Source organism: Nitrospirota bacterium (genome assembly GCA_040757595.1).
GTDB lineage: Bacteria > Nitrospirota > Nitrospiria > Nitrospirales > Nitrospiraceae > JBFLWP01.
This window is the reverse complement of sequence record JBFLWP010000011.1, coordinates 31,233-55,478: the sequence shown is the minus strand read 5'-3', so window position 1 is coordinate 55,478 and position 24,246 is coordinate 31,233. Positions and strand designations below refer to the sequence as shown.

Here is a 24,246-nt window from a genome sequence, read left to right as displayed (position 1 = left end):
TGGATTGGTCCGGGAAGGAAGAACCAATATTCGTCCGGAATCGGCAGCATGCCTGTCAGGCGAGAGCCCTTGCGGTGCAATGCGTCAACGACGATGGGCGCAACCAGAGCGTCCGAGTCAGCGCAGGCTTCGCCCCATTCCCAAGCCCACCCTGAGCCCCGGCGCCTCATGGGTGAGTGCCTCCCGCTCCTCGACCTCCTCGGGCTGGGTCTCTTCAAGCATCTGCGCCTTCATAATGAGCCCCGCAAACAACCAGAACGGCTCCATGATCCGGACGATGATGAAGGTGTTCGAGCCGAGCGAATGGACCATGAGCCCGAGCAATCCCAGGAGGAACCCGAACGCCACTCCACGCATGTACGGGTTCTTCGATCCTTGGTAGCTCGTCCACCCGACCCGGAAGACGTTCCACAAGACCAGATTGAAGGCCACGAAGCCGAAAATCCCCGTCTCGGTGAGGATGCGCGGGAGCATGGCGTCCATGAAGTATCGAGAGCCGGTCACCCCTGCTCCAAACAGAGGCGATTCCATGACGTTGTTCATCGTCTGCTGCCAGGACCGCAGACGGTCGGAGGTCGAAGTGTCAACGCGCACGCCCCCGATCCTGACCTGCCCGACTTCCTTGGGCGACTGGGTAAAGGTGAAAAAGACCCGCTCCTTCACCACATCGGGGATCCACCAAGGTGAGGCGGCGATGATGAGAAGGACGAGGGAAAAGAGCAGCGGCCGCTTGTAGCTGGTCTTGAAGACGAGCACGAGCAGGACGACGATCGCGGCCAGATAGGACGAGCGGGACAGGGTAGCCAGCAACGCGAACAGTCCAAAGACCAGCAGTGTCACGTACGGCCACCGTTTCTTCACCGCTTCGGGAGTCAACAGGAGACCCGTCACGATCGCCATGATGAAGACCAGATAGCCGCCCAGGGTGTTGGGCTCCCCCTCCTCCCCCTCGAAGGGAGCCGAGGCCCGCTCGCCGGTGGGCACCTGGGCCAGCGCAAACAGGCAGACGAAGAAGCAGGTGATCAGGCTCGCGTTGACCAGCCCCCTCGTCATCTTCCAGGAGTTGACGACGTTGACCACCATGAAATAGAGGAAAAAGTATTCGAAGTATTTCAGGTTGAAGAAGAAGCCCGGCAGGGGTCGGACCCGCCCCACCAGGACGCCGATCGCCGTGGCCACGCCGCAGACCGCCACGTAGAGGAAGATCGGCCCGTTGAGTCTCGTGTGCTTGAACGGGGCTTCCTCTTTGTGGATGGCCGCCTTGACGAGCCAGATCAGGCCGACGATCACGAGCAGGAAGTCGTCCATGCGCAGGGTCATCCCGTGCCCGACGGTGCCCGCCTTCTTCCCGCCGACCGCCGCACCGGCCAATTCGCCGCCGAAGATGAACTCGGGACCGAGGAGCATGGAATAGACGAGCAGGTAGAGACCGAGGGGCGTGGAGAGGAAGGCCGCGATCAGGATCGCCGCTCCTATGACCATCCCGAGCAGCATCACGGACTTGCCGGTGGTAATGGCGACGCCGAGCCCCACGGCCAGGAGAAGGAGCAACAGCATTTCCAAGAATCCAATGCGAATGGTGTCCATACGCAAAGCTCTGGTCCGATACGGCCCCGACTACCGGTAGCTGTAGCGGTACATCTCGTAGTCGGGCGTCAGCTCCGCGCTGACGTTGCTCAAGACGATGCCGATGAGCGTAGCCTTGGCGTTCTCCAAGAGGGCCTTCGCTCGTCGCAACGCGTTGCGCCCGACCCGGCCGACCTGGTAGACCATCACGACCCCGTCCACTTTCGATCCGAGCGTCACCCCGTCGGTCACCGGCAAGATCGGCGGGCAGTCGAAAATGGTGATGTCGTACTCGCTCCTCGCCTGCTGGATGAGCTCGCTCAAACGGGGGGAATTCATGAACTCCGCGGGGTTGTCCGGTCTCTTGCCCGAGGGCAGGATGTTCAGGTTGTCAATGCCCGGGGCGTTGATCACCTGATCCACCCCGAGCTTGCCCAGCATGAGGTCGGTCACGGTCCGGATGGCCTCGTGATAGGACACGGTCCCGAGCAGGACCTCGCTCAATCCCGGAGACTGTTCCAGCCCGAGGCGCTCGTGGATCGTCGGCTTCCGGAGATCGCCATCCACCAGCAGCACGCGCTTGCCGTCCTGGGCCAGCGCGATGGCCAGGTTGACCGCGCTGGTAGACTTGCCTTCTTGAGCCCCCGCGCTGACGAAGGCCAGGACCTTGCTGCCCTCCAGGCCGCCGGCGAACTGGATGTTCGTGCGCAACGACCGGTAGCCCTCGGCCAGGGGAGATTGCGGGTCGAACAGGGCGACCAGGTGGCAGTAAAGATCCAGCGTTTCCCGGTCCAACTTCTCCTTGAACGCGGCTTGTATCTCCTGTTCGATCTCTTTCCGGTCCACACGCGGGATCACGCCGAGGACCGGTACCTTGAGGTAAGATTCGACCTCCTCGATCGTCCCGATCGAGGTATCGAAGGATTCCTTCAGGAAGGCGGCCACGAGGCCGACCATCGTGCCCATCAGCACGCCGAGAAACGCGTTCAGCGGCAGGTTGGGGGCGTTGGTAGGCTTGACCGAGGAAACCGCCGGCTCGATGATCGTCACCTCCTCGATCTGCTCGGCCCCGCGGATCAGGAACTCTTGATGCTTCGCCTTGAGGGCCGCGTACAGGTTGCTGTTGACCATGACATCCCGCTCCAGCCGGGACAACAGGATCGCGGCCTGCGGCAGGTTCAGGTACCGTTCCTTGTATCGGCCGATGGAATCGCGGATCGCCTGTTCCCGCTCCGTGATCGTGCGGAGCTTGGATTCCAGCTCCCGGATCATCTCGTTCTTCACGTTGAGGATCCGGCGGTCCAGCTCCCGCACCAGCGCGTGCTGCGGCGTGTAGTTGATCAGCAGGTTGTCGCGCTCCTGCGTCAGGTCCACCATCCGCTTGTTGAGCGTGCTGATGAGGGCCTCGACCTCGTCCGAATAGACCCGGTTGGTGGCCGTCTCGATGGGCCCTCCCTTTTTCAACTGCGCAAGCTGGGTCTCCACCTCTTTCTTGACTCGGAGCAGTTGCTCCTGCTCCGCTTCCAGCTTCTGGTGCTGCTCGAGGGCCTGCTTCGCCTCCTCTGTCACGAAGACCTGGCCCTCCTGCTCCTTGAACTCCCGGAGCTTCTGCTCGGACTCATGGAGACTGGCCTCGAGGGTCTTGAGCTGGCTCTCGACGAAACGGCGGGCCTCGATCACCTGCCGGTTCCGGTTGTAGATGTTCTCCTCGCGATAGGCTTCAGCCGTCAGATTGGCGTACCGCTCGGCCAGCTTGGGGTCGGAAGCCGTGGCGGTGATCTTCAGGATGTTGGTGCTGCCCTCCTGAGAGGCTTCGATGTGCCCCTGAATCCCATAGATAATGTCCAAAAACTCCGGATTTTGGCGGACCTCCTTGGAATCGAGCTCCTTGTCTATGAGATCCAGCCCTTTCGCGACACGCTCCATCACGGGAAAGCTGCGAATGACCTCCGCCTCTGTCCCGATATCGCTGCCTTCCCCAACCGACACGGACTCCTGCAACAGGCCGGCCGTGGTCGTGGATCGCTCGTACTTGACGCGAGAGGATGTCTTGTAGATCGGCGGGGGCCCGACCATGTAGGGCATGACCACCGTAAAGACGGCCACGAGCACGACCGTGAAGAGGATGATCGCCTTCCGTCGCCGGACGACCAGCCAGAAATCGACAAGATTCAAATCGTATTGGGCCATATCAAGACCGCGAGGCGCGAGGCGCGAGGCGTGACGCTTGCTTCTGGCCCACGGCTTCCACCGCCTCTTGCAGCAGACGATCGAACAACGGTTTGACTAACATTTTAGCGCCCGGATGCCGCTTGAGGAAGTCCGCCACCTCCCGTCCGTACCGCATATAGAGATCGCCGAACAGCCGGCCATACCAGTGCTCGGCAAACGGTCCCCAGATGTACCAGCGTAACAGGTTCGTCTGCCAGGCCTGTTCCCCGTACAGGACACGTGCAACCCAGCAGGTGGTTCCGACGGCGACCCCGGGCCCAGTCGTTTGGGCGAACAGGTCCTGCATCACCTTGTTGATGAACACGATGTTGGTCGCGGTGAGCAAGCTGTTCAAGACCGGCAGGAGCGCCTTGTTGTAATACACGCTCCAGTCGCCGATGGCGCTTCGCGGGACAAACACGATGTCATTGTCCTCGAGCGGAATATCGGCGGTCAGATCTCCTGAAACCAGCACGGTCTGGAGGTTCGCCACGCGCACGACCGGCACCTCGCCGCGACGGGAGATCGTGACGACTTTCCTCATATCCGCGACCTCCGAGTGTCCACCGCCGGCCGAGATCGCCTGCAGAAGCGTCATGTTTCGATCGAGAGGAAGCTTGCCCGGGTTTTTTACCTCGCCAAGAATGTAGAAGAACTTCGGCCTCGTGATCCCCTTCTGCGCGATCCTCACCTGGACTCGTGGGTTGCGAATGACGGCGGCCAGTTTCTCGTTCAAGCGGGCCTCCGACTCGGCCTCGGTGAGCCCCTTCACATCCACGTCCGTGAACGCCACCGTGATCGTGCCGTTGGATCGCACGGTCGCGGCGTACTTCTCTTCTCCCGCCCCGCGCCGGACGATCACCTCCAAGGTATCGCCGGCGTCGATCAGGTCGTTGGGATCCACCGTCCGTCTGGTCTTTGGCATCGCGGCAACCGGCAACCCTCCCGGGAGATTGCTCGGAGACAGCTCATAAACGGGAGGGGCTTCTCCGGGAGGGCTGTTCGGGGTGATGGCCAGCGACGAACACCCGCCCCACAGACCCGCCCCGAGTGCCAGCAGCACGCGCACGAGGGAGCGGCGCAAACCTCGGTGAGAGCCTCGTGTCTGGGGTCGAAGCATGTTTCCTAGGAGAACCTCGAACGTTCCGTGACACGCACGCGAATCCCCTGTCCTCCGCGCCTCTGTCTTGGATGACCTATTCGGCTGTCGAAGCGGTCGGCATCGGCCCCGGCTCCAGCCGACCGGCGAGGAGAGAAATCCGTGCTGATTGTCCAGGAAGGAGGTGAAAAGCTATGGTCTCCTGCGGTTCTCAACACAACAAGAACCTTCTGGAAACGGCTTGTGGTCTGATCTCGCCCTCCCAGAATCGGAGGTCAGAAGGCCATTTGCACCCGATCAACGATCTCCGCCACGTGCACAAGCGGCGAGCTGCTCAAATCGAGCTCACGCGGCTCACGCAGCCGCTGACCGCTCTGGTCCACCATGACCCGGACAGCCGGCCGCAACGGAAACCGGGGATTCGAACGGATGACTTCGCCGATCTCCCCGGACGTCAATTTGACCCACGTTCCCACCGGGAACAGGGAAAACTGCTGGAGCAGGCTCTTAAAGATCTTGGTTGGGAATCCGGCTTTTTCCCGGGAAAGGAGGAGCCGAACCGCCTCGTACGGAAGCAACGCTTGGCGGTTGGCTCTGGATCGCAGCATGGCGTCCAGGATGTCCGCCAATCCGATCACCAACGCAAACTCGTGGATCTGATGACCCTGGAGCCTCCGGGGATAGCCTGTGCCGTTGACCCGCTCGTGCTCCTGGCCGACCACCTCGGCCAGCCACGGCTGGTCCGGCGCCATCTGTCTCAACAGCTCTTCGCCGAGCAGTGAATGCCGCTGCATGATCGCGATCTGCTCCGGCGACCACCGCCCCTGTTGCTCCAGCAAGGGCGCGGGCAGACGGAACATGCCGAGGTCGTGCACCAGCGCGGCCAGCGCCAACCTGACCAATTCGTCCGGGCGATACGCCATCCCCATGCCGATTTTGACCGCGTAGATCGCGACATGCACCATGTTCCCGATCAGCGAGGAACCGCTCTGGTGGGAGATCGCCCGAACCAGGAGGCGGTCGTCCTGCGCCAGGGAAGTCACCAGGCCGCTGGCGATTTGCGAGAGGTCACTGAGGGAAAACGGCCGGCCTTGGCGAACTGCCCTGGCGATCGCCTCAAGCACCGATTCGGCTTGAGCATACCAATCAACTCCCGGCGCTGGCTCGGGCTTCGAGGGCGGAACGGACCTTTCGTAGGAGACCGTCCCGACCGGCGCCGGTGCTGGCGCGGCTGATTGCGGCAAGGCCCAGGCGGCCGTTCGGGACTCCACGCTCCGCACTTCAGCCGGAGGAGGCGGTGGCGGCGGCGGAGGGGCCTCAGCCGCTTCCCGTAAGACCTGCTCCCTGAGTGCCTTGAGCTGGATCGCGGGTGGAGCTTCCGGCTCCGGCGGAGGGGCGGGTTTGGAGGGAGCCGCTTCTTCGGCGGCCTTCTTTTCCGCTGACTCCTCCTCGGGAGGGCTCTTGGTTCCTCTGATCAGATCAGTGAGCCGTACCACTCCGGTCTCCTATCCGGAAATCCGCCACGACGCGGGTGACGATGGTGACATCGATTTGGGCTTTGCGCTCAAGACAGCCGGTGAGAAGAGAAAGATCCGACAGGGTGTTGATGTTCCGAGGAATGCCTCCGGAGTGCTTGAAGATCAAGTCAACGGCCTCAGAGGAAAATATGGGCCGGGCGTCGGCGCCGGCAGTTTTGAGTCGGAACTCAATGTATCGCGTGGTCTCCTGAAGATCGAATGCCGGCAGGTGAAAACGAATGGCCACGCGTTGGGCAAACTGCGGAAGGGCATTGAGCCGCTCGTTCAACTCAGGCTGGCCGAGGAGAATCAGGGTGAGAAGAAACCGGTCATTCAGCTGAAAATTCAGGAGCAGGCGGAGTTCTTCAAAGACCGTGTCGTCGGTGATCGCCTGGGCCTCATCCACGATGATGATGGTGTCCTTCCCTTGCCTCAAATTGTCGAGCAGGTGCTCGTTCAGCCGGTGCAGCCGGTCCAGCTTGGAGCCATTGGAGGCCATTCCAAGCTGATACAGGACCTCGCCGAGAAACTCCTGCGCATCAATGGAGGGATTGGCGATCAACGCCGTGTCATACCGTTCTTGCGCAAGGTGCTGAATGAATTGGCGGCTGAGTGTGGTCTTTCCGCAACCGATCTCGCCGGTCAGCAGAATGGCACCCTTCCGGGCTTCGACCCCGTAGAGAAGCCGGTGCAGCCCCTCCTCATGCTTCGGGGAAGGAAAATAAAACTTTGGGTCCGGAACGTTCTCAAAGGGTGAAAGCTTCAGACCCCAGTACGATTCGTAATGCACGTCTGTGCCCGTTGTGGATAGCCTGAGCCGAATTGTGGCACATTGTGCCGTCAAAGTCATGATTTGTCAACCACTTCAAGCGATCGGTTCGGTTTAACGCGCTCACCGAACCTGAGGCGGGACCAGGATATTGGGACAGTCGGCCAGCCGAAAACGCCCGCACGGCGAGAGGGTCGTGATGGCGCTTAGAGGCGAACAGGCCGGCGGAGAAACGCCTACACCCGCCTTGCATGCTGTAACAACATTGGCATCCTTTTTGAACATCCTGTGGATTGCTTGATCCCCTCTCCACGGTCTCCCGCATCCGCTGTCTCTCCGGCGGCAAAAGGGGTTTTCAGCCACCTGGCTAGTAATGCCAAATCAGATTGAAGAACCCGCCGCGCCGAATGTAGAGGAATCCACGGTCCTCGTAGAAGCCGTTGAACTCCCCTGAAACCTGCCCCCAGATGGGAAAGATAACGCCCCCCTGGTAGCTCCGGGTCTCCGCCCGAGTGAAATCCTGGAAGGCGACGAGCCGCTCGCCGGAGGTGCCGAACGCGCCGGAGGCGTAGACCTGCACGCGCTCGCCCGGCCTCCAGGTCAACTGGGAGGTCAAGGTCGCGGCGCCCGTCTGCGGAACGTAGGTGAGCTTCTCGGTCAGCCACAAGTCGAAGGGCAGGTACAGGGTGACGTTCGGGGTCAGGACGTCGACCTCGATCGCGGGTGTGGAGAGATTCGGAGTGTTCGCGGACTTGTAGCTGTAGGTCATGTGCCGGTAGCCGATCCCGGTCTCCAGAAACGAGAGGGACTCGTGGAAGAGCCCCAGCCCCTGCGAGAACTGTCCGCCGACGGAAAAATTCGAGACAAAGGCGGGGTTCGCGGCGAACGACCCGTCGAAGGCGCCCCAGGCGCGCTTCCAGAGCGGACTGTAGAAACTGGCAGACGTGAGCAGATCCTCGCGGTGGAAGCGGTTGATGAGCTCCGTGCGGATGACCGCAGTCTGGTCTCCGAAGGCGTGAGCGAGCTCCAACTGGCCGCTTTTTTCATCCGGCACTCCATTGGTGTAGGCGTAATGACTGTATCCGAGCTTGACATAGTTGCGAAACGGGAGCTGGAGGGCCCGTTCGGAGGGCCCGATCATCGCCTGGGGCGAGGGGAGCAATTCCCGGCGGATCTCCCGGATCCGCCTCTCGATCTCCGGGTCCCTGGTGGCCGCATAGATGTCGTCGTAATAGCTCAGCGCCTCCCCGTATTCCCGGGCCCAATAGGCGACCTCCGCCAGCACGCGTTTGGCCTCTAGGTTGCGGGGGTCGACACGGAGCACCTCTTCGTAATAGCTGCGGGCCGCGCCCGCCTTCTTCTGCCACATGGAGAGCCTGGCCAAGGCGAGGAGCAACTCGACATCGTTGGGATGGTTGGCCAGAAGCCGTTCATAGTTCTTGACCGCCTCCGTGAAGAAGCCTTCCGAGGCGAGGATTTGCGCGAAAGCCTGACGGGCCGTGTCGTCGTTCGGCCGTTCGAACAGATACTCACGATAGGCGGTCGCGGCTTCCGCATACTGTTGGGCCGCTTCGGCCGCATGCGCCTTCTCCAGGATTTGTTCGGGAGTGAGCTGGGGGCTGGTAGTTGGGCCCAAGGCCTGCTTCAGCTCGTCGTTGATCTGCCGGATGATATCCGCGATCACCGGGTCGTTGGTGGCCTGGTACACGAGTTCGTAGTGCAGAAGGGCTTCAGCGGACCGGCCGCTGGCGCGCAGGGCGTCCGCCAGCCCCCGCCGTGCTCCCCCATTCGCCGGATCGAGGCGCAGGACCTGCTCGTACGCCCGCTGCGCTGCCGCGAATTTCTGCTGCTGCATCCTGATCGCCGCCAGGGCCAGGGCCGGCGGAATCAAGTCGGGATGTCGGGAGAGGACGGTCTCGTACTCCGTGGCGGCCTGGTCGAGTTTTCCTTGTTGAGTGAGGATGGCCGCCAGCGATGTCCGGGCTTCGTCGTCCTGGGGACGGACGACCAGATAGTCGCGGTACGCGGCGACGGCCTGATCGTACCGTTGCTGGGACTCGAATCCGCGCGCCCGCTCAAGCAAGGCCGAAGGAGGCAGTTTCTTGGCCTGGGCCGAGGGCTTCTTCTTAGGTGCCTCCGCCCCTTTCGTCTGGGCCAAGCCGTCGTGCGGACCGAGAAGCAGGATGCCGAGCAGGCAGAAGATCGCCGGGCGAACCGGTCTGCTCACAGGCCCTCACCCGTGCCGCCGCCGCAACGACAGACAGAGGCCCGGCCGCAGAAGACACCGGAAACTTGAGAATGCATCACGTCAGGCATAGCGATCTGACCCGGCCCGGTGCGGGATTCTCGCCTGCCCCATGGGGGCCGTTGGGGCACGTTCGTATCATCTTCTCGTCGTTCTGGCAAGCAGCGGCCCAGGATGCGAGAGCAGATTTTCACTCGGATGCTCAACCGGGCTGGTGGGCAAGCCCTTGATCCCGCCCGAGGGCTCTGAAGGCGCTGCTGCTGATCCCGTCGTGTTGGGTGTGGTCGGACCGCTGTTCTGCGGGCGTTGGGCTAGGATATCCGGTTTCGGTGGCTCCTCGCTCCGCAGGCGGTTGTGGATAGCCCGCCTGCGAAAGACTCTCGATTCAGGTAAAGGGTCAACTCCGGTCAGGACGGGGAAAACCGGAAGGCGTGAAGGAAGAAGAAAAACGGACACCATCTAGCCGCTGGTAGGAAAGCGCCCCTTGGGGTGCCCGCTATCTGCCAAACATGTCCCGATATTGCTTCTTCTGCTCCTCGCTGAGCGCGTTGAAGGTGTTCTTGGCCCGCTCCTTTTCCTCGGGAGACAACTTGTCGTACATTTCCTTTGCAGAGCGTCTATCCTTGACCATCTTCTTGACTTCGGCCTTTTCGGCAGCCGACAACTGGTTCGGATTCTCAACCGCCCTGAGTGCCAGGGTGGCGCGCTTGACGACTCCCTCAAGCCCTCCCGTGGCCACTGACACACCCAAACCAACCACGGCGCAGAGCCCGACGAGCCCAAGGGCGAACTTCCAGTTGTCTTTCGCGACCCTGGAAAAGCTGTTGTGCCGCCTCATCGTACGGCTCCTGCGAGAACTGTTCTTCGGTCTGGCACTCGCAGCCAAAGCACCCATTTACTGCCCCTGGCGTAAAATCTTCTCCAGATTGTAGCGCTGGCGCTCGTGATCTTTGGGCACATAATACCGGGCCTGAAGAATCAGCAGCCCACTGTATATTCGCCCCACAATACTGGCAAAATGGATTCCGACGGCTACGACGGTGGAAAGGCACAAGGCGAGGAAAATAATTCGGAGATTCTTTCGTTTCCAGTGACGTAATTTCTCAAAGAGAGTCCGGGGGCGGGTTCTCCTCGGGAGGGGGTGTCGCAGGAGCAGTTTGGCATTCGAGGGGATCACGTGGTAATACCTCACACGATTGCAAGGATTACCCTTACCATACACGCAACCTGCTGGAACGTCAAACAAAAATCCCTCCAAAAGCATGCGGAATTGTCATGCCCCCGCTTGCTCAAAGGTCGCATCTTTTCGGGAGCCATCCCCGAAGCAATTGATGGCGTCTGTCGTTGGAGGGATCTTTTTGAAGGCAATCGGCGGCCGAGAATTGCGCGTTCAGAACCGCCGCCACACTTCTAACGCGAATTTCAAGCGCGGCGGTACGGCGGGGGCACCCACGCCGGCAAGGCCATCGAAATGTGCTGGGAAGGAGGCGGGAAAACCAAGAGCAGCCGGTGAAGATGTACGGGAGATCTCTTATTTGCCAAACATCTCGCGGTACTGTTTCTTCTGCTCCTCGCTCAGATTGTCAAACTGTTGCTTGGCCCGCTCGCGCTCCGCAGGAGACATTTTGTCGTACAGCTCTTTGGCTGAACGCTTGTCCTTAATCATCTTTTTGACTTCGGCCTTTTCCTCCGCGCTCAGCGCGGACGGATTCCCCATCGCCTTGACAGCCAGGGAGAAACGCTTGGTCAGCGTCTCCAACCCCTGAGTCGCGATCGCGGTCCCCAACGCGACGGCCGCGCAGAGCCCAACGAGCCCAAGCGCGAACTTCCAATTACTGCGAATCGAGCCGGAGACCCTTGGCCGCCTTGGCATGGGCATGGGCTTTCTCCGGGGCCATTCTGGGAGAGAATCCAAGGGATGTCAAGCCTCGCCGTCAACCTCCTGTCTAGTCAGATAGTTCCCCGCCATTGCTCCCAGAACCGGCGCAGATTCTCACGTTCGGCGATCCACATCGAGCGGTTGACCGGTACTGGCCGGGGAACCAGCTCTCTGGCCCGACGAACCTCAAACGGGGAGGAGGAAAGCCTCGCCACGACCGTCACCGCTCCATCTCGATCGGTCCGATACATCCGGATGCCCCGTTTTTCATACGCCGTCAACACCTCTGGGGCAGGATGTCCGTAGGGGTTGCGGCTTCCGACCGAGACGATTGCGACCTCCGCTCCAGACCGTTCGATCCACTGCTCGTCCAGGGAGCTTCGGGCCCCGTGATGCGGAACTTTGAGGACCCTGGCCCGACTGGAATCCCGGCGGGCCAGCAAGCGAGCCAGCGCCTCCGCCTCCACGTCGGCGGTAAACAGAAACGAGTGAGGACCGCAGTCCAGTCTCGTCACGATCGAAAGGTTGTTGAGCGCCGAGCCGCTCTCCACGACCAGGTTCCCGCCGGAACGTGGCGGCGGGTTCAGTGCCAGAATCCGGCAGGGCCCTTCATCGAGGAACTCCTGTCCCGATTCCGCCACCCGCTCGGACACTCCGCGATCGCGGAGCGCTTCCATCAGCCGCCGGTAAAACGGCTCGTTCCGCTGGACCCCGTTGCTCCAGAACCGGCTCACCCGGAAGCTACGCAAGACCCCGGCGAGGCCTCCCACATGGTCGAGCTGCGGGTGCGTGCCGATGACGGCGTCCAGCGACCTGATCCCGCGGTCCCACAAGTATGGCGCGACCACAGCCCGTCCCATGTCCAGCGTCTCGTGGACGGCGCCTCCGTCGATCAGGATCACCCGACCGTCGGGCAGTTCCAGGACGCAGGCGTCCCCTTGTCCGACGTCCAAAAAGGCCACCCGTACCGTGTCGCCGTCCGACGCAGGGCGCGGCGACCAAATCCACCAACCGAGCAACAGAGTCAGGCCCAGCGTGCTGATCCCCCGGATCGTCTGGCTGCCGGCCGTTCGCAAAGCCAAAGCCAGCATCACGTAGAAGGCCGCCACGGCCGGGATCGCCGGCGAGGCCACGTGCCATTCGGCGCCGGGCACGCGCGCGATCCAAGTGACGACCTGGGAGAGGAGATCCAGGCACGTCTGGTTGAGCCATCCGGCCGCCAACGACTCCCGCCCCGACAACAGGATCCACACGGCGGAGCCCAACCCCAGCGGAACGAGCAGGAACCCGGCCAGCGGCACCACGATCAGGTTGGCCACCAGCCCCAGCCAGGCAACCTGATTAAAATGGTAGGCCACGAGCGGCGCCGTAGCCAGCGTCACCCCGCCGGTGATCCAGCCATATCCGCGCAGCCACCTGGCCATGCGGCTGGTCCCCGAGGAGTCGGCAGCCGGGGCCTCGTCCCGCCGCACCCGCCAGCGCAACACGAGCGCCAGGGCGAGCACGGAGCAGTAGGACAATTGGAAGGAGATGTCGAAGAGCGCGCGAGGATCGTGGAGCAGGATGATCAGCGCGGCAAAGGCCAGGGTCAGGACGAGTTGCTCTTCGCGGCCGAGCCAGACAGCGAGCAGGAACAGCAGAATCATGATCAGGGAGCGGACCGTGGCGACCTCCGCCCCGGCCAAGAGCGTGTAAAACGAGACCGGCAGGGCCGTGAGCGCAGCGGCCAACCTGGTCGGCGTCACCCGGCGGGTCAAGGCCAGAAACCACGAGGCAGGGAGCAACCGGCACGCACCCTTGACGATCCAGAAGGACAGAAACGCGATCAATCCCAGGTGAGATCCGGAGATCGAGAGGATGTGAACGGTGCCCGTGGCCATGAAGGCATCGCGCACCGTCTGGGTCAGGTATCCCGAGTCTCCGACGATGATCCCCAGATAGATGCCGAGGGCCGGCCCCTGGAGCGTTGCGATGGCGGCCCGGCGGATTTGCGCCCTCCACCCCTCGCTCGTCCGCCAGAGCCCCCATCTGAGCGAGGCAGGATCTTCGGGCCGTCGCACGATCTGGCCCGGACCGGCGAGAAACGCGACCGCGTCGACGCCCTGCCGCCGCAGGTACGCCCCGTAGTCAAAGCCGCCCGGATTCACCGTGCCGGACGGCGGACGAAGGCGGGTCGTGAACGAGACCGAATCTCCCGGCTTCAGCGTCAGGTCCGGCTCCCGCCAGGTCAAACGGACCCGCCCCCGAGCCTGCTGCCCCCCGCCGGCAGCCTCCCCTTGGCCAGCCTTCCGCAGCCCGCGCACGTCCAGGACCACGATGGCGCGGTCCGGCGCGTACCGGACCGGCTCAACCACCTGACCGACGACCAGCACCGGGTCAGGCCCGGCCACCTCCGCGAGAGGAGAACCGGCCGTCGCCCAGGCAAAGACCGTCCAGTACAGGACTCCGGCGGCCAGGCTGGCGCAGAGAAGGACGCCCAGGCGGACCGTGAGGCGCCCGACCCGTTCGAGGATCGTCGAGGCGCCCGACGCGAGGATGGCCAGACTGAGGATCAGGAGCGGAAGGTACGGAAGGAAGGCGCCGAGAACCAGCCCGACGAGAAAAGCCGCGATTGAGGGGAGGAACATCGAACCGGAGTTCAGCCGAGCCGCTTCTGGACGGCGGCAGCCAGGTCGTCGGCGACCGAACGGATCAACCCCTCTTCCTCTCCTTCGACCATGATCCGCAGCAACGGCTCGGTGCCCGAGTACCGGACGAGGACGCGCCCGGCGCCGTTCAGCCTGGACTCGCCCTCCCGAATCGCCTGCTGCAGGTCTGGCAGGCCGGCAAGGTCCGGCTTCTCCCTGACCCGCACGTTGAGGAGGACCTGAGGCACGGCGCTCATGCAGCGAGCCAGGTCCGACAGGGATCGGCCGGTGCGCTTCATCAAGGCCAGGATCTGCAGGCCCGTGATCAGCCCGTCCCCCGTCGTATTGTGGTCCAGGAAGATCAGGTGCCCCGACTGCTCGCCTCCGAAGTTGTAGCCCTCCGCCACCATCCGCTCCAGCAAATACCGGTCGCCGACCGCCGTGCGCACGAGCCTGATCCCCGCCTTTCCGAGGGCCAGTTCAAGGCCGAAATTGCTCATGACCGTGCCGACCACGGTGGCGCGCTTGAGGAGACCCCTTGCGTGCAGGTCCAGGGCCAGCATGGCCATCGCGTGGTCGCCGTCCACGACCCGGCCCTGCTCGCACACGAAAACCGCCCGGTCCGCATCACCGTCGTGAGCGATGCCAAGGTCGGTCTGATGGTCCCGCACCGACTGTTGCAGACGTTCAGGATGCACGGCGCCGCAGTCGGCGTTGATGTTGGTCCCGTCCGGCCCGTCCCCGATCACCCACACGGTCGCGCCCAGTTCCCGGAACACCTTGGGCGAAACTTTGTACGCGGCCCCGTTCGCGCAATCGATCACGACCTTGAGGCCCTGGAAATCCATGTCCCGGGGCAGGGACCGCTTGACGAACTCGATGTACCGTCCCTCCGCATCGTCGATCCGGTAAGCCTTGCCGATCTCGTCCGCCGTCGGACGCAGGTGCTCGATCTCGCCGGAGGTGATCAACTGCTCCATCCGGACTTCCAACTCGTCCGGCAACTTGAACCCGTCGCTCGAAAAGAACTTGATGCCGTTGTCCTGATAGGGATTGTGGGAGGCGGAGATCACGACCCCGGCGTCGGCTCGGAGGCTTCTGGTCAGAAACGCGATCGCGGGGGTCGGCATCGGCCCGACCAGCAGCACGTCCACGCCCATCGAGCAGATGCCGGACGTGAGCGCCGACTCCAGCATGTACCCGGAGAGCCGCGTGTCCTTGCCGATCACGATCTGGTGCCGGCCCGAGCGCCGCTTGAAGAGATAGGCCGCCGCCCGACCCAACTTCATCGCGGTCTCGCTGGTCATGGGTTCGAGATTGGCGACGCCGCGGACCCCGTCAGTGCCGAACAGATTCCTCATCGTTCTCCTTGCGCATCAATCAGGATCCAACCGCCGGCGTTCAGTTGAGCGCCGGAAGCTGGTGGCTGACGGCTCGTATGGCCTCCACCATCGTGACCACGTCCCGCATCTGCCGGACGTCGTGCACTCGCACGACTTTCGCTCCGCGCACGATTGCCACCGCCGCCGCCGCCGCCGTCCCCATCAGTCGCTCTTCGATCGGACGGTTCAGCACCTGCCCGATGAAAGCCTTGCGGGAAACTCCGACGAGAATCGGGCGACCGACGGACACGAGGTCGTCGAGTCTCGCCAACAGCGCGAGATTGTGCTCCCGATTTTTGCCAAATCCGATTCCCGGGTCAAGCAGGATTTGCTCCGGCTCGACGCCGGCCTGCTGAGCAGCCTTCGTTCGATCGAGGAGGAACGTGCGGACCTCTCCAACCACATCCGCATACTCCGGCGCCCGCTGCATCGTTTTGGGCGTCCCCTGCATGTGCATGAGCACGAGCCCCGCTCCCGACTCGGCCACGACCGGCCCCATCCGAGGATCGAACCGGAGCGCGCTGATGTCGTTGATGATGGACACCCCCGCGTCGAGCGCCAGTTGGGCCACGCGGGATTTGGTCGTATCGATCGAGACCGGCACCGAAATCCGGCGACAGACCTCCCTGACGACCGGGAGGAGACGACGGATCTCTTCGTCTTCCCCGATCGGATCGGATCCTGGCCTGGAGGACTCGGCTCCGATGTCGACTAGGTCGGCCCCCTCCTCGACCATGGCGCAGGCCCGCTCGACCGCCGCGGCTGGGTCCTGGTACAGGCCCCCGTCGGAGAACGAGTCCGGCGTCACGTTCAGAATTCCCATGATCAGGGGGGATTCAAGCGGAAGGAACCGCCCTCTGGCACGGAACCGAGGGCCGGAAGCGGAAGGAGAGATCGTGGACTCACTCATGACGACCGCCGACCGTGGAGGCCGGCACCGGCCGGACCGCGCGAGACGGGCTCTCTGGTCGGCGCCGGCTCACGCGCAGAGCCGCCGGCTAGGCTGGAACGGTTTGCGGGACCGATGTCTGCTGGATGATCTGATCGATCTCGTGCCCCTCGAGCACTTCCTTCTCGAGCAGGGCCTCCGCCAGGGCCTTGAGCGTCGCCATGTGCTCGGTCAGCATGCGCGTGGTGCGGTCGTAGTTCTCGGTCACCAGACGTTTGACCTCGTGGTCGATCTCGATGGCGACTTGCTCGCTGAAATCGCGCCGCGTCGCGATCTCGCGCCCGAGGAAGATCTCCTCTTCCTTTTTGCCGAAGGTCAGGGGACCGAGCTTTTCGCTCATCCCCCACTCGCACACCATCTTCCGGGCCAAGTCGGTGGCCCGCTCGATGTCGTTGCCCGCTCCGGTCGTGATGTGCTTCAGGACCAGCTCTTCGGCCACCCGGCCGCCCAGCAGGATCGCCAGCGTATTGTAGAGGAACTCCTTCGAGTAGTTGTGGCGATCGTCGACCGGCAACTGCATGGTCACGCCCAAGGCACGGCCTCGCGGGATGATCGTGACCTTGTGGACCGGGTCGGTACCGGGTAGCAGCTTCGCCATCAAGGCATGGCCGGCCTCGTGGTAGGCCGTGATCCGCTTCTCCTCGTCGCTGAGGACCATGCTCTTGCGCTCGGCGCCCATCAGCACCTTGTCCTTGGCCATTTCGAAGTCCGTCGGTTCCACGGCCTTCTTGTTCTGCCGGGCCGCCCAGAGGGCCGCCTCGTTCACGAGGTTCTCCAGGTCTGCTCCGGAGAAGCCGGGCGTGCCGCGCGCGATTTTCTCCAGTTCCACGTTCTCCGCGATCGGCACCTTTTTGGTGTGGACCTTGAGGATCTCGGTTCGGCCCCTCAAGTCCGGACGGTTGACCACGATCTGGCGATCGAACCGCCCCGGCCGGAGCAGCGCCGGATCCAGGACGTCAGGCCGGTTGGTCGCCGCGATCAAGATGACGCCCTCGGTCGTGTCGAACCCGTCCATCTCCACCAGCAACTGGTTGAGCGTCTGCTCCCGCTCGTCGTGGCCGCCGCCGAGCCCGGCCCCGCGCAGCCGCCCCACGGCGTCGATCTCGTCGATGAAGATGATGCAGGGCGCGTGCTTTTTCCCCTGCTCGAAGAGGTCGCGGACGCGCGAAGCTCCGACCCCGACGAACATCTCCACGAAGTCCGACCCGCTGATGCTGAAAAACGGCACGCCGGCCTCCCCCGCGATCGCCTTGGCCAACAGGGTTTTGCCGGTCCCCGGAGGCCCGACGATCAGGACGCCCTTGGGAATCCGGCCGCCGAGCTTCTGGAACTTGCGCGGGTCCTTCAGGAATTCGATGATCTCGGCCACTTCCTCCTTGGCCTCGTCGATGCCGGCCACGTCGGAGAAGGTGACCTTCTTCCGCTCCTCGGTCAGCATGCGTGCACGGCTCTTGCCGAAGGAGAGGGCCTTGTTGCCCCCGATCTGCATCTGCCGCATCAGGAAGAACCAGAGCCCCAGGAACAGGATGAAGGGCCCCCAGGTGACCAGGAACGTGATGTACCAGGGATTCTCGTCCGGCGGCTTGGCTTCGATCTGGACGTTCCGCTCCCGCAGGACCTTCACCATGTCCGGATAGTCGGCCGAGTAGGTGCGGATGCGGGTGCCGTCCTTGAGGATCGCGCTGATGTGGTTCGCCTTGATCGTGACCTTGGTGACCTCGCCCTTGTCGAGCTGCGCCATGAACTCGCTGAAGATGACTTCCTCTTCGGGAGTATGGGTGGGCACGCTGAACAGGTTGAACAGCAGGATCATGAACAATCCCACCACCACCCAGAACAGGAGATTCTTGGCCCGAGAATTCATCCGCACGCCTCCTCAGCGCCCGCCAAGTCGGGAAAATCGAATAAGCCGCTGAATTCTAACACAGACATCGAGAGCCTGACAATAAAGTTCAGAACCCCTGTCCCTCGTCGTCCACCGTGTCCAGCACGGCCAAATACGGGAGGTTGCGGTATTTCTGTTGATAGTCGAGCCCGTACCCGACGACGTACTTGTTGGGGATCTGGAACCCGACATAGTCCACCTTCACGTCCACCTGCCGCCGCGCCGGCTTGCTCAGGAGGGCGCAGACCTTGATCGACTTGGGCTTTCGTTTGGACAGGGTCTTCACCAGGTACTGGACCGTCAGGCCCGAATCCACGATGTCCTCCACCAACAGGACATCCCTCCCCGCGATGTCCTCCGTCAGGTCGGTCACCATCTTGACCTTGCCCGTCGGCTTCGTCCCGGCGTAGCTGGTGACCACGAGAAAGTCCACCCGCAGCGGGACCCGGATCGCCCGGGCCAGGTCCGCATAGAAGGCGAAGGCCCCTTTGAGAACCCCCACCAGGATCAGGTCCCTGTCCGCATAGTCGGCGGTGATCTGCCGGCCGAGCTCCTTGATGCGCGCGCGCATCTCCTCCTGGGTCACGATCGGACGTCCGAAGATTCGCTCCATCGTCACTCGCTCCTTCCCCCTGATGAGCCCCCCAGCTCCAGAACCAGCACCCGCTTCGTGCCGGGCGTGAGGCGGAATCGGTGATCCGCCCGGTAGCCGCCCACCCACAGGATGCCCTCCGGCGCCGTGATCAGGGGCACCGTCGCCCGGTCGCGGCGGGACAGCTTCATATCCGTAAAGTAATCCTGAAGCTTTTTCTTCTTTCCTCCCATCCCTGAAGGACAAAACGCGTCGCCATGAATCCACGATCTGACCGTCAGCGGCAGGGAGAGCCGATCCGCGTCGAGCAGCGCTCTGCTCCCCGGTCCGGCCCCTGTTCCGCCCGGCTCCGGCTCTCCCGCATCCCGCAGGAATGCCGCGACCCGCTGGCCGGTCGGGGGCCAGCAAAGGCTGGAAGGGACTGGCAGGGACAGCACCACGCCCCCGTCGGGTTTCCCCGAAATCCGGATTGTTTCCGCCTCGCGTGCGGCCGGTTCGAACCGGATCCGGTCATGGACGCGCGTGACGTGAACCCCGGACAGGATGAGGCGGTTCCCGGATCGTCCCGCCGCAATCCGATCGAGCACCGCCGAGACGGAAGAAAAGCTCGGCCCCCGCCTGGCTCCGCCGACCTCGCGCATGACGGCCCGCACGATCCGACGCTGCAGCGCCACTGGCAAGGAGAGGAGGGAAGATCGATCGAGGGTGACCCCCGCGCCCTCTCGCCGGCTCACCTGTCTGGAAGAATCGGCCGCCCACCGCTCCAGACAGAGATCCTCCTCCCGCAGGATCTCGGCCTGCCTCGTGAGGACCTCGACGATGGCCGGATTCAACCGCTTCAGGACCGGCAACAGTTCATGGCGGACTCGGTTCCGCAGATAGACCGGCTTGAAGTTGCTGCTGTCGGTCCTGAAGGCCAGTCCTTGTTCCCCAAGATACGCGAGAATCTCGGCGCGGGTGACGTCCAGGAGCGGACGCACGAATAGCCCGTCCCGCACCGGAGGAATTCCGGCCAGCCCCGTGGTGCCGGCGCCGCGGATCATCCAGAGCAGCACGGTCTCCGCCTGGTCATCGGCCGTGTGCCCCAGGACGATCCGATCGACGGCCAAGTCCCTTGCCGCCCGTTCCATGGCTCCGTATCGGGCTTCGCGTGCCAGTTCTTGAAGGGAACGGCGCTTCGCCCGGTTCAGCAGAATCCGCTCGCAGAGGACGGGGACCTTCAGTCGCTCGCACTGGGTTTGGACGAATCGAGCGTCTTCCTCGGATTCCGCGCCCCGCAGGCCGTGGTTGACGTGGATGGCCTGGAGCCGGAGATCCCAGAACTCAGCCAGGCTCACCAGGATGGACAGGAGCGCGACCGAATCGGGGCCGCCGGAGACGGCGACGAGGAGCCGGGCGCCCGGCTCGAACAGGCGCTTCGTCCGGATCGTCTCGGCCACGCGACGCTCCAAGGAGGCTAGACCGGTTTTCATGCCCACGGAGCTGCTCACAAGGTTCTCTCACCCTTCCGCCGTCAAGCGGGCTCTGGCCCCCAGCGCCTCCCGGGCCAAGGCCACGTCGAGGTCGACCCGGGCCGACAGCTCGTCCGCGTTTTGGAAGGTCTGGTCGCCACGCAAACGCTCGACGAACTGCACGCGGATGCCCTGCCCGTACAGGTCCACCCGTTGATCAAGCAGATAGGCTTCCAACAGCCGCTCGCCTGCGCCGAACGTCGGCCTCGTGCCGATATAAGACACCGAGTCGAAGGTCTGCCTGTTCCACACCGTCACGGTCGCATAGACGCCGTCGGCCGGAATCACCCGGCCCGGCGGGAGCCGGAGGTTGGCCGTCGGCCACCCCATCTTCTGTCCCCGTCGCGCTCCCTCTACGACCGTCCCCTCCAGCTCGTAGAACCGCCCGAGGCGTGCCGCGGCCGCCCGCACCTCCCCGGTCTGGATCAGCGTGCGGATGCGGGTCGAGCTCACCACTTCGCCGTCGATCCGGAAGGGCGGCACCGCGTGGACGCGGAAGCCGTTCCGTTCCCCGAGGCGGACGAGGTCGGCCGCCCGTCCGACCCGGCCGCGCCCGAAAGCGAAATGCTCCCCGACGAACAGCTCCCGCACGCCGATTCCGTCTTTGAGCACTTGCGAGACGAATTCGTCCGGTTCCAGGGCGGCCAGTTCCTGTGTGAACTCGAGGAACAGCACCTCTTCGATCCCGGCTTCTTGGAACCGGGCCAGCTTCTCCTCCACCGTGGTCAGGAGACGGAGTTCGACGGCCGGGGCGAGCACCCTGACCGGATGCGGATCGAACGTGAGGGCCATCGGGGTTCCGCCGGCCGCTGCGGCCGTGCGCACGACGGCCTCGAGCAGCGCCCGGTGCCCGCGATGCTGCCCGTCGAAATTGCCGATGGTCAGGACCGGATAGGGAACCCGCTTGTGGTCGGCGAGCCCGCGAGTGACCTTCATGCGCTACTCATCGAGGAGCCGGGCCGCCTCTTTCGCGAAATAGGTCAGGATCAGATCCGCCCCCGCCCGCTTGATCGACAGCAGGGATTCCATCATCGCCCGGCCCTCGTCCAGCCACCCGGCGCGGGCGGCCGCCTTGATCATGCTGTACTCGCCGCTGACCTGATAGGCCGCGATCGGGCAGGTCGTGCGGGCCCGGGCCGCCGCGATGACGTCGAGGAACGGCAGGGCCGGCTTGACCATGACGATGTCCGCCCCCTCCTCCACGTCCAGCTCGATCTCGCGCAGCGCCTCCCGCAGATTGGCCGGGTCCATTTGATAGGACTGGCGATCCCCGAACTTCGGGCTCGAGTCGGCCGCTTCCCGGAACGGCGCGTAGAAACAGGACGCGAACTTGGCGGAATAGGCCATGATCGGCAGGTCGGTGAACCCGGCCTGGTCCAGCTCGTCGCGGATGGCCCCCACCCGCCCGTCCATCATGTCGGACGGGGCGACCATGTCGGCTCCCGCCTCCGCATGGGTGCACGCCATGGCCCGCAGACAGTCGAGTGTCGCGTCGTTGAGAATCTTGCCGTCCTGCACGAGGCCGCAGTGGCCGTGCGTCGTGTACTCGTCGATGCAGACGTCCGTGACGACCACGAGCCCCGGCACCTGGTCTTTCAAAGCCCGCACCGCCCGCTGGACCACCCCGTCGGGATCGTAGGCCGCGGTTCCCCGCTCGTCCTTCCGGTCCGGGACGCCGAACAGGATCACGGCCGGGATGCCCAGCAGCTTGACCTCCGCCGCCTCCTTGACCAGGAGGTCCGTGGACAGGCGGAACTGGCCCGGCATGGAGCCGATCTCCTGCCGCCGGTCCCGCCCTTCGGCGACGAAGAGCGGGTAGATCAGGTCCGCTCGCGAGAGCTTCGTCTCGCGGACCATCCGCCTCAGGGGCTCGCTCTGCCGCAACCGGCGGAGCCTGTGTCGGGGAAAGGCCATGCGTTCTCTCAGGTGGCGCGGGGCAAGGGGCAAGAGGCCAGTGGTCAGAGCGGCCCCTCGTCTCTCGCCCCACGCCTACTTTCTGGGCAAATTCGTCAAAAAGACCACCAAGTCCCGAACCGAGATCATCCCCACCAGCTTTCCGTCTTTCGTGACGCCCAGGTGCCGCAGATGCTCGCGCGCCATCAGGTCGTTGGCGTCCAGCAGCGTCTTGTTCTCCTCGATCGTCACGATCGGCGCCGACATGATCTGCTCCACCGTCGTCTTGGTCGTGTCCACGCCGGCGGCCACCGCCCGCCGGACCATGTCCGTGTCCGTCAGGATTCCGATGATCGCGTCGTTGCGCGTGACGAACAGGCTGCCGATGTCCCGGTCGCGCATGATCTGGGCCGCCTTCTTCACGTCCGTATCCCGATCGACCTTCACGAACTTCTCCGCCGGCACCATGAACGATTTCACTGGAACCATGCTCTCCTCCGTTCAGCAATCAACAGTTCGATGACGTCGCTTGCCGCTCCTGCGCATCTGCATACGTCTGACGACCGCTCAGCCGACGCGGACCGCCTCCCCCTGCCGGGAACAATGCCGGACGACGGCCTCGACCAGGGCGGGAATCGTGCTCTCCGCCCCCGTGACCGCGACCGTCAATCCTTCCTCCTCGGCGGTCCCGGCCGTGACCGGCCCGATGCAGGCCACCACGGACTGGGCCGTCAGCTTTTTGATCTCCCCGCGCCCGTCGAACAACCGGCAGAAGTTGCGCACGGTCGAGGAGCTGGCGAAGGTCAGCACGTGCAGCTCCTGCCGGTTCAGCAGATCTTTGACCCGCGCAACGTCCACCGTCGGCAGGACCGTTCGATAGGCGGTCACCACGCGCACCTCCGCCCCGGCGGCCTTCAGTTGCTCCGGCAGGATTTCGCGCGCCACGGCCGCGCGCGGAATCAGGACCCGCCGGCCGGCGACCCCGGCCGCCGCGAGCGCCTGGATCAGCCCCTCGGCCTGGAACTCCGCCGGCACCAGATCGGTCCGCAGCCCGTATCGGGCCAGTTCCTGGGCCGTCCGGGGACCGATGCAGCAGAGCTTCAACCCCGCCAGGGCACGGGCGTCCCGGCCGAGCTCGTGCAGCCGGTCCATGAACGGTTTGATGCCATTGACGCTCGTGAAGACGAGCCAGTGATAGTCGGCCAGTTCCTCGACGGCCCGGTCCAGCTCGCGCCAGTCCTCCGGCGGGACGATCTGGATGGTCGGACATTCCACCGGCTCCGCTCCATAGGCGCGCAGCAGGTCGGAGAGTTCCCCCGCCTGCTCCCTCGCCCGCGTGACCAGCACCCTTTTGCCGAACAGCGGCCGCGTCTCGAACCAGTTCAACTGCTCGCGGAGCCGGACCACCTCCCCCACGACGATCACGGTCGGCGGCTCCAGCGCCGCGGCCCTGGCCCTCCCGACGATGTCGTGCAGGGTCCCGACGACTGTTCGCTGGCCGGTTCTGGTTCCCCACCGGATCAAGGCCACCGGCGTCCCCCCCGGTCGTCCCTCCGCCAGAAGCCGCTCCACGATCGCCGGCAGATTCTTCATCCCCATCAAAAAAACCAGGGTCCCCCGCGATGAGGCCAACCTGGGCCATTCCAGCGTCTCCTCTCCCTTGGCCGGGTCTTCGTGCCCAGTCACGAAGGTGACGGTGGAGGCCAGCGTCCGATGCGTGACCGGAATGCCCGCATAGGCCGGCGCCGCCACCGCCGACGTGACTCCGGGGACGACCTCGAAGGGGACTCCCGCCGCCGCCACGGCCTCGGCCTCCTCCCCGCCCCGCCCGAACACGAACGGGTCCCCACCCTTGAGACGGACGACGACCTTCCCCTGCCCGGCCTTCTCGATCATGAGCCGGTTGATGTCCCGCTGATCCTGATACCGTCCACGCCCGCGCCGGCCGACGTAGATCCGCTCCGCCTGCGCCGGTGCGTAGTCCAGCAGCGCCGGGTTTGCGAGATAGTCGTAGAGCACCACGTCCGCCTGCTCGAGACACTCGCGCCCGCGCAGGGTCAGCAGTTTCGGATCGCCGGGGCCGGCGCCGACCAGATAGACCTTTCCCGATGCCCTCGTCAT

At 64.1% G+C, this 24,246-nt stretch carries 18 protein-coding genes; all 18 read right to left on the bottom strand.

What is annotated here, in order from left to right; genetic code table 11:
• Positions 1 to 117: 117 nt before the first annotated feature.
• The gene (locus AB1411_11250; protein MEW6544175.1) at positions 118 to 1,557 is read right to left on the bottom strand and encodes an O-antigen ligase family protein; all 1,440 of its coding nucleotides are present in this window, start codon (positions 1,555 to 1,557) and stop codon (positions 118 to 120) included.
• A gap of 60 nt (positions 1,558 to 1,617) precedes the next feature.
• Positions 1,618 to 3,756 (bottom strand): AAA family ATPase, encoded by a 2,139-nt coding sequence (locus tag AB1411_11245; protein MEW6544174.1) that lies wholly within the window; start codon positions 3,754 to 3,756, stop codon positions 1,618 to 1,620.
• Position 3,757: 1 nt separating this feature from the next.
• Positions 3,758 to 4,702: a polysaccharide biosynthesis/export family protein gene (locus AB1411_11240; protein MEW6544173.1), complete on the bottom strand. Its 945-nt coding sequence runs from the start codon at positions 4,700 to 4,702 to the stop codon at positions 3,758 to 3,760.
• Positions 4,703 to 5,151: 449 nt separating this feature from the next.
• Positions 5,152 to 5,919 (bottom strand): HD domain-containing phosphohydrolase, encoded by a 768-nt coding sequence (locus AB1411_11235; protein ID MEW6544172.1) that lies wholly within the window; start codon positions 5,917 to 5,919, stop codon positions 5,152 to 5,154.
• A 436-nt stretch (positions 5,920 to 6,355) separates the two neighbouring features.
• Complete coding sequence (locus AB1411_11230; protein ID MEW6544171.1) at positions 6,356 to 7,183, bottom strand: AAA family ATPase; 828 nt, start codon at positions 7,181 to 7,183, stop codon at positions 6,356 to 6,358.
• 346 nt (positions 7,184 to 7,529) lie between these two features.
• Entirely contained in the window at positions 7,530 to 9,389 is a 1,860-nt protein-coding gene (locus tag AB1411_11225; protein MEW6544170.1) for a tetratricopeptide repeat protein, read from the bottom strand.
• Positions 9,390 to 9,903: 514 nt separating this feature from the next.
• Positions 9,904 to 10,245 carry a hypothetical protein gene (locus AB1411_11220; protein ID MEW6544169.1) on the bottom strand — a complete coding sequence of 114 codons (342 nt, stop codon included), beginning with the start codon at positions 10,243 to 10,245 and terminating at the stop codon, positions 9,904 to 9,906.
• A 693-nt stretch (positions 10,246 to 10,938) separates the two neighbouring features.
• A complete protein-coding gene (locus AB1411_11215) occupies positions 10,939 to 11,166 on the bottom strand; it encodes a hypothetical protein (GenBank protein ID MEW6544168.1) in 228 nt (75 codons plus the stop codon).
• A gap of 191 nt (positions 11,167 to 11,357) precedes the next feature.
• Complete coding sequence (locus AB1411_11210; GenBank protein ID MEW6544167.1) at positions 11,358 to 13,913, bottom strand: DNA internalization-related competence protein ComEC/Rec2; 2,556 nt, start codon at positions 13,911 to 13,913, stop codon at positions 11,358 to 11,360.
• A gap of 11 nt (positions 13,914 to 13,924) precedes the next feature.
• Entirely contained in the window at positions 13,925 to 15,274 is a 1,350-nt protein-coding gene (glmM, locus tag AB1411_11205) for a phosphoglucosamine mutase (GenBank protein ID MEW6544166.1), read from the bottom strand.
• Positions 15,275 to 15,314: 40 nt separating this feature from the next.
• On the bottom strand, positions 15,315 to 16,118 hold the full coding sequence (folP, locus tag AB1411_11200) for a dihydropteroate synthase (protein MEW6544165.1): 804 nt from the start codon (positions 16,116 to 16,118) through the stop codon (positions 15,315 to 15,317).
• Between the two features lie 175 nt (positions 16,119 to 16,293).
• Complete coding sequence (gene ftsH / locus AB1411_11195) at positions 16,294 to 18,108, bottom strand: ATP-dependent zinc metalloprotease FtsH (GenBank protein MEW6544164.1); 1,815 nt, start codon at positions 18,106 to 18,108, stop codon at positions 16,294 to 16,296.
• An 88-nt stretch (positions 18,109 to 18,196) separates the two neighbouring features.
• The gene (hpt, locus tag AB1411_11190; protein MEW6544163.1) at positions 18,197 to 18,742 is read right to left on the bottom strand and encodes a hypoxanthine phosphoribosyltransferase; all 546 of its coding nucleotides are present in this window, start codon (positions 18,740 to 18,742) and stop codon (positions 18,197 to 18,199) included.
• A 2-nt stretch (positions 18,743 to 18,744) separates the two neighbouring features.
• Positions 18,745 to 20,160 (bottom strand): tRNA lysidine(34) synthetase TilS, encoded by a 1,416-nt coding sequence (tilS, locus tag AB1411_11185; protein ID MEW6544162.1) that lies wholly within the window; start codon positions 20,158 to 20,160, stop codon positions 18,745 to 18,747.
• A gap of 60 nt (positions 20,161 to 20,220) precedes the next feature.
• Entirely contained in the window at positions 20,221 to 21,168 is a 948-nt protein-coding gene (locus AB1411_11180) for a bifunctional riboflavin kinase/FAD synthetase (protein MEW6544161.1), read from the bottom strand.
• Between the two features lie 3 nt (positions 21,169 to 21,171).
• Positions 21,172 to 22,146: a porphobilinogen synthase gene (gene hemB / locus AB1411_11175; protein MEW6544160.1), complete on the bottom strand. Its 975-nt coding sequence runs from the start codon at positions 22,144 to 22,146 to the stop codon at positions 21,172 to 21,174.
• A gap of 75 nt (positions 22,147 to 22,221) precedes the next feature.
• Positions 22,222 to 22,614, bottom strand: coding sequence for a CBS domain-containing protein (locus tag AB1411_11170; GenBank protein ID MEW6544159.1), 393 nt, complete (start codon positions 22,612 to 22,614; stop codon positions 22,222 to 22,224).
• A 78-nt stretch (positions 22,615 to 22,692) separates the two neighbouring features.
• A complete protein-coding gene (cobA, locus tag AB1411_11165) occupies positions 22,693 to 24,246 on the bottom strand; it encodes a uroporphyrinogen-III C-methyltransferase (GenBank protein MEW6544158.1) in 1,554 nt (517 codons plus the stop codon).

Coding starts and splice junctions, on each gene's coding strand:
- AB1411_11250 (MEW6544175.1), bottom strand. CDS start 1,557: ATGCTGTTGCTCCTTCTCCTGGCCGTGGGGCTCGGCGTCGCCATTACC.
- AB1411_11245 (MEW6544174.1), bottom strand. CDS start 3,756: ATGGCCCAATACGATTTGAATCTTGTCGATTTCTGGCTGGTCGTCCGG.
- AB1411_11240 (MEW6544173.1), bottom strand. CDS start 4,702: ATGCCAAAGACCAGACGGACGGTGGATCCCAACGACCTGATCGACGCC.
- AB1411_11220 (MEW6544169.1), bottom strand. CDS start 10,245: ATGAGGCGGCACAACAGCTTTTCCAGGGTCGCGAAAGACAACTGGAAG.
- AB1411_11210 (MEW6544167.1), bottom strand. CDS start 13,913: ATGTTCCTCCCCTCAATCGCGGCTTTTCTCGTCGGGCTGGTTCTCGGC.
- glmM (MEW6544166.1), bottom strand. CDS start 15,274: ATGAGGAATCTGTTCGGCACTGACGGGGTCCGCGGCGTCGCCAATCTC.
- folP (MEW6544165.1), bottom strand. CDS start 16,118: ATGGGAATTCTGAACGTGACGCCGGACTCGTTCTCCGACGGGGGCCTG.
- ftsH (MEW6544164.1), bottom strand. CDS start 18,108: ATGAATTCTCGGGCCAAGAATCTCCTGTTCTGGGTGGTGGTGGGATTG.
- hpt (MEW6544163.1), bottom strand. CDS start 18,742: ATGGAGCGAATCTTCGGACGTCCGATCGTGACCCAGGAGGAGATGCGC.
- AB1411_11180 (MEW6544161.1), bottom strand. CDS start 21,168: ATGAAGGTCACTCGCGGGCTCGCCGACCACAAGCGGGTTCCCTATCCG.
- hemB (MEW6544160.1), bottom strand. CDS start 22,146: ATGGCCTTTCCCCGACACAGGCTCCGCCGGTTGCGGCAGAGCGAGCCC.
- AB1411_11170 (MEW6544159.1), bottom strand. CDS start 22,614: ATGGTTCCAGTGAAATCGTTCATGGTGCCGGCGGAGAAGTTCGTGAAG.
- cobA (MEW6544158.1), bottom strand. CDS start 24,246: ATGACGAGGGCATCGGGAAAGGTCTATCTGGTCGGCGCCGGCCCCGGC.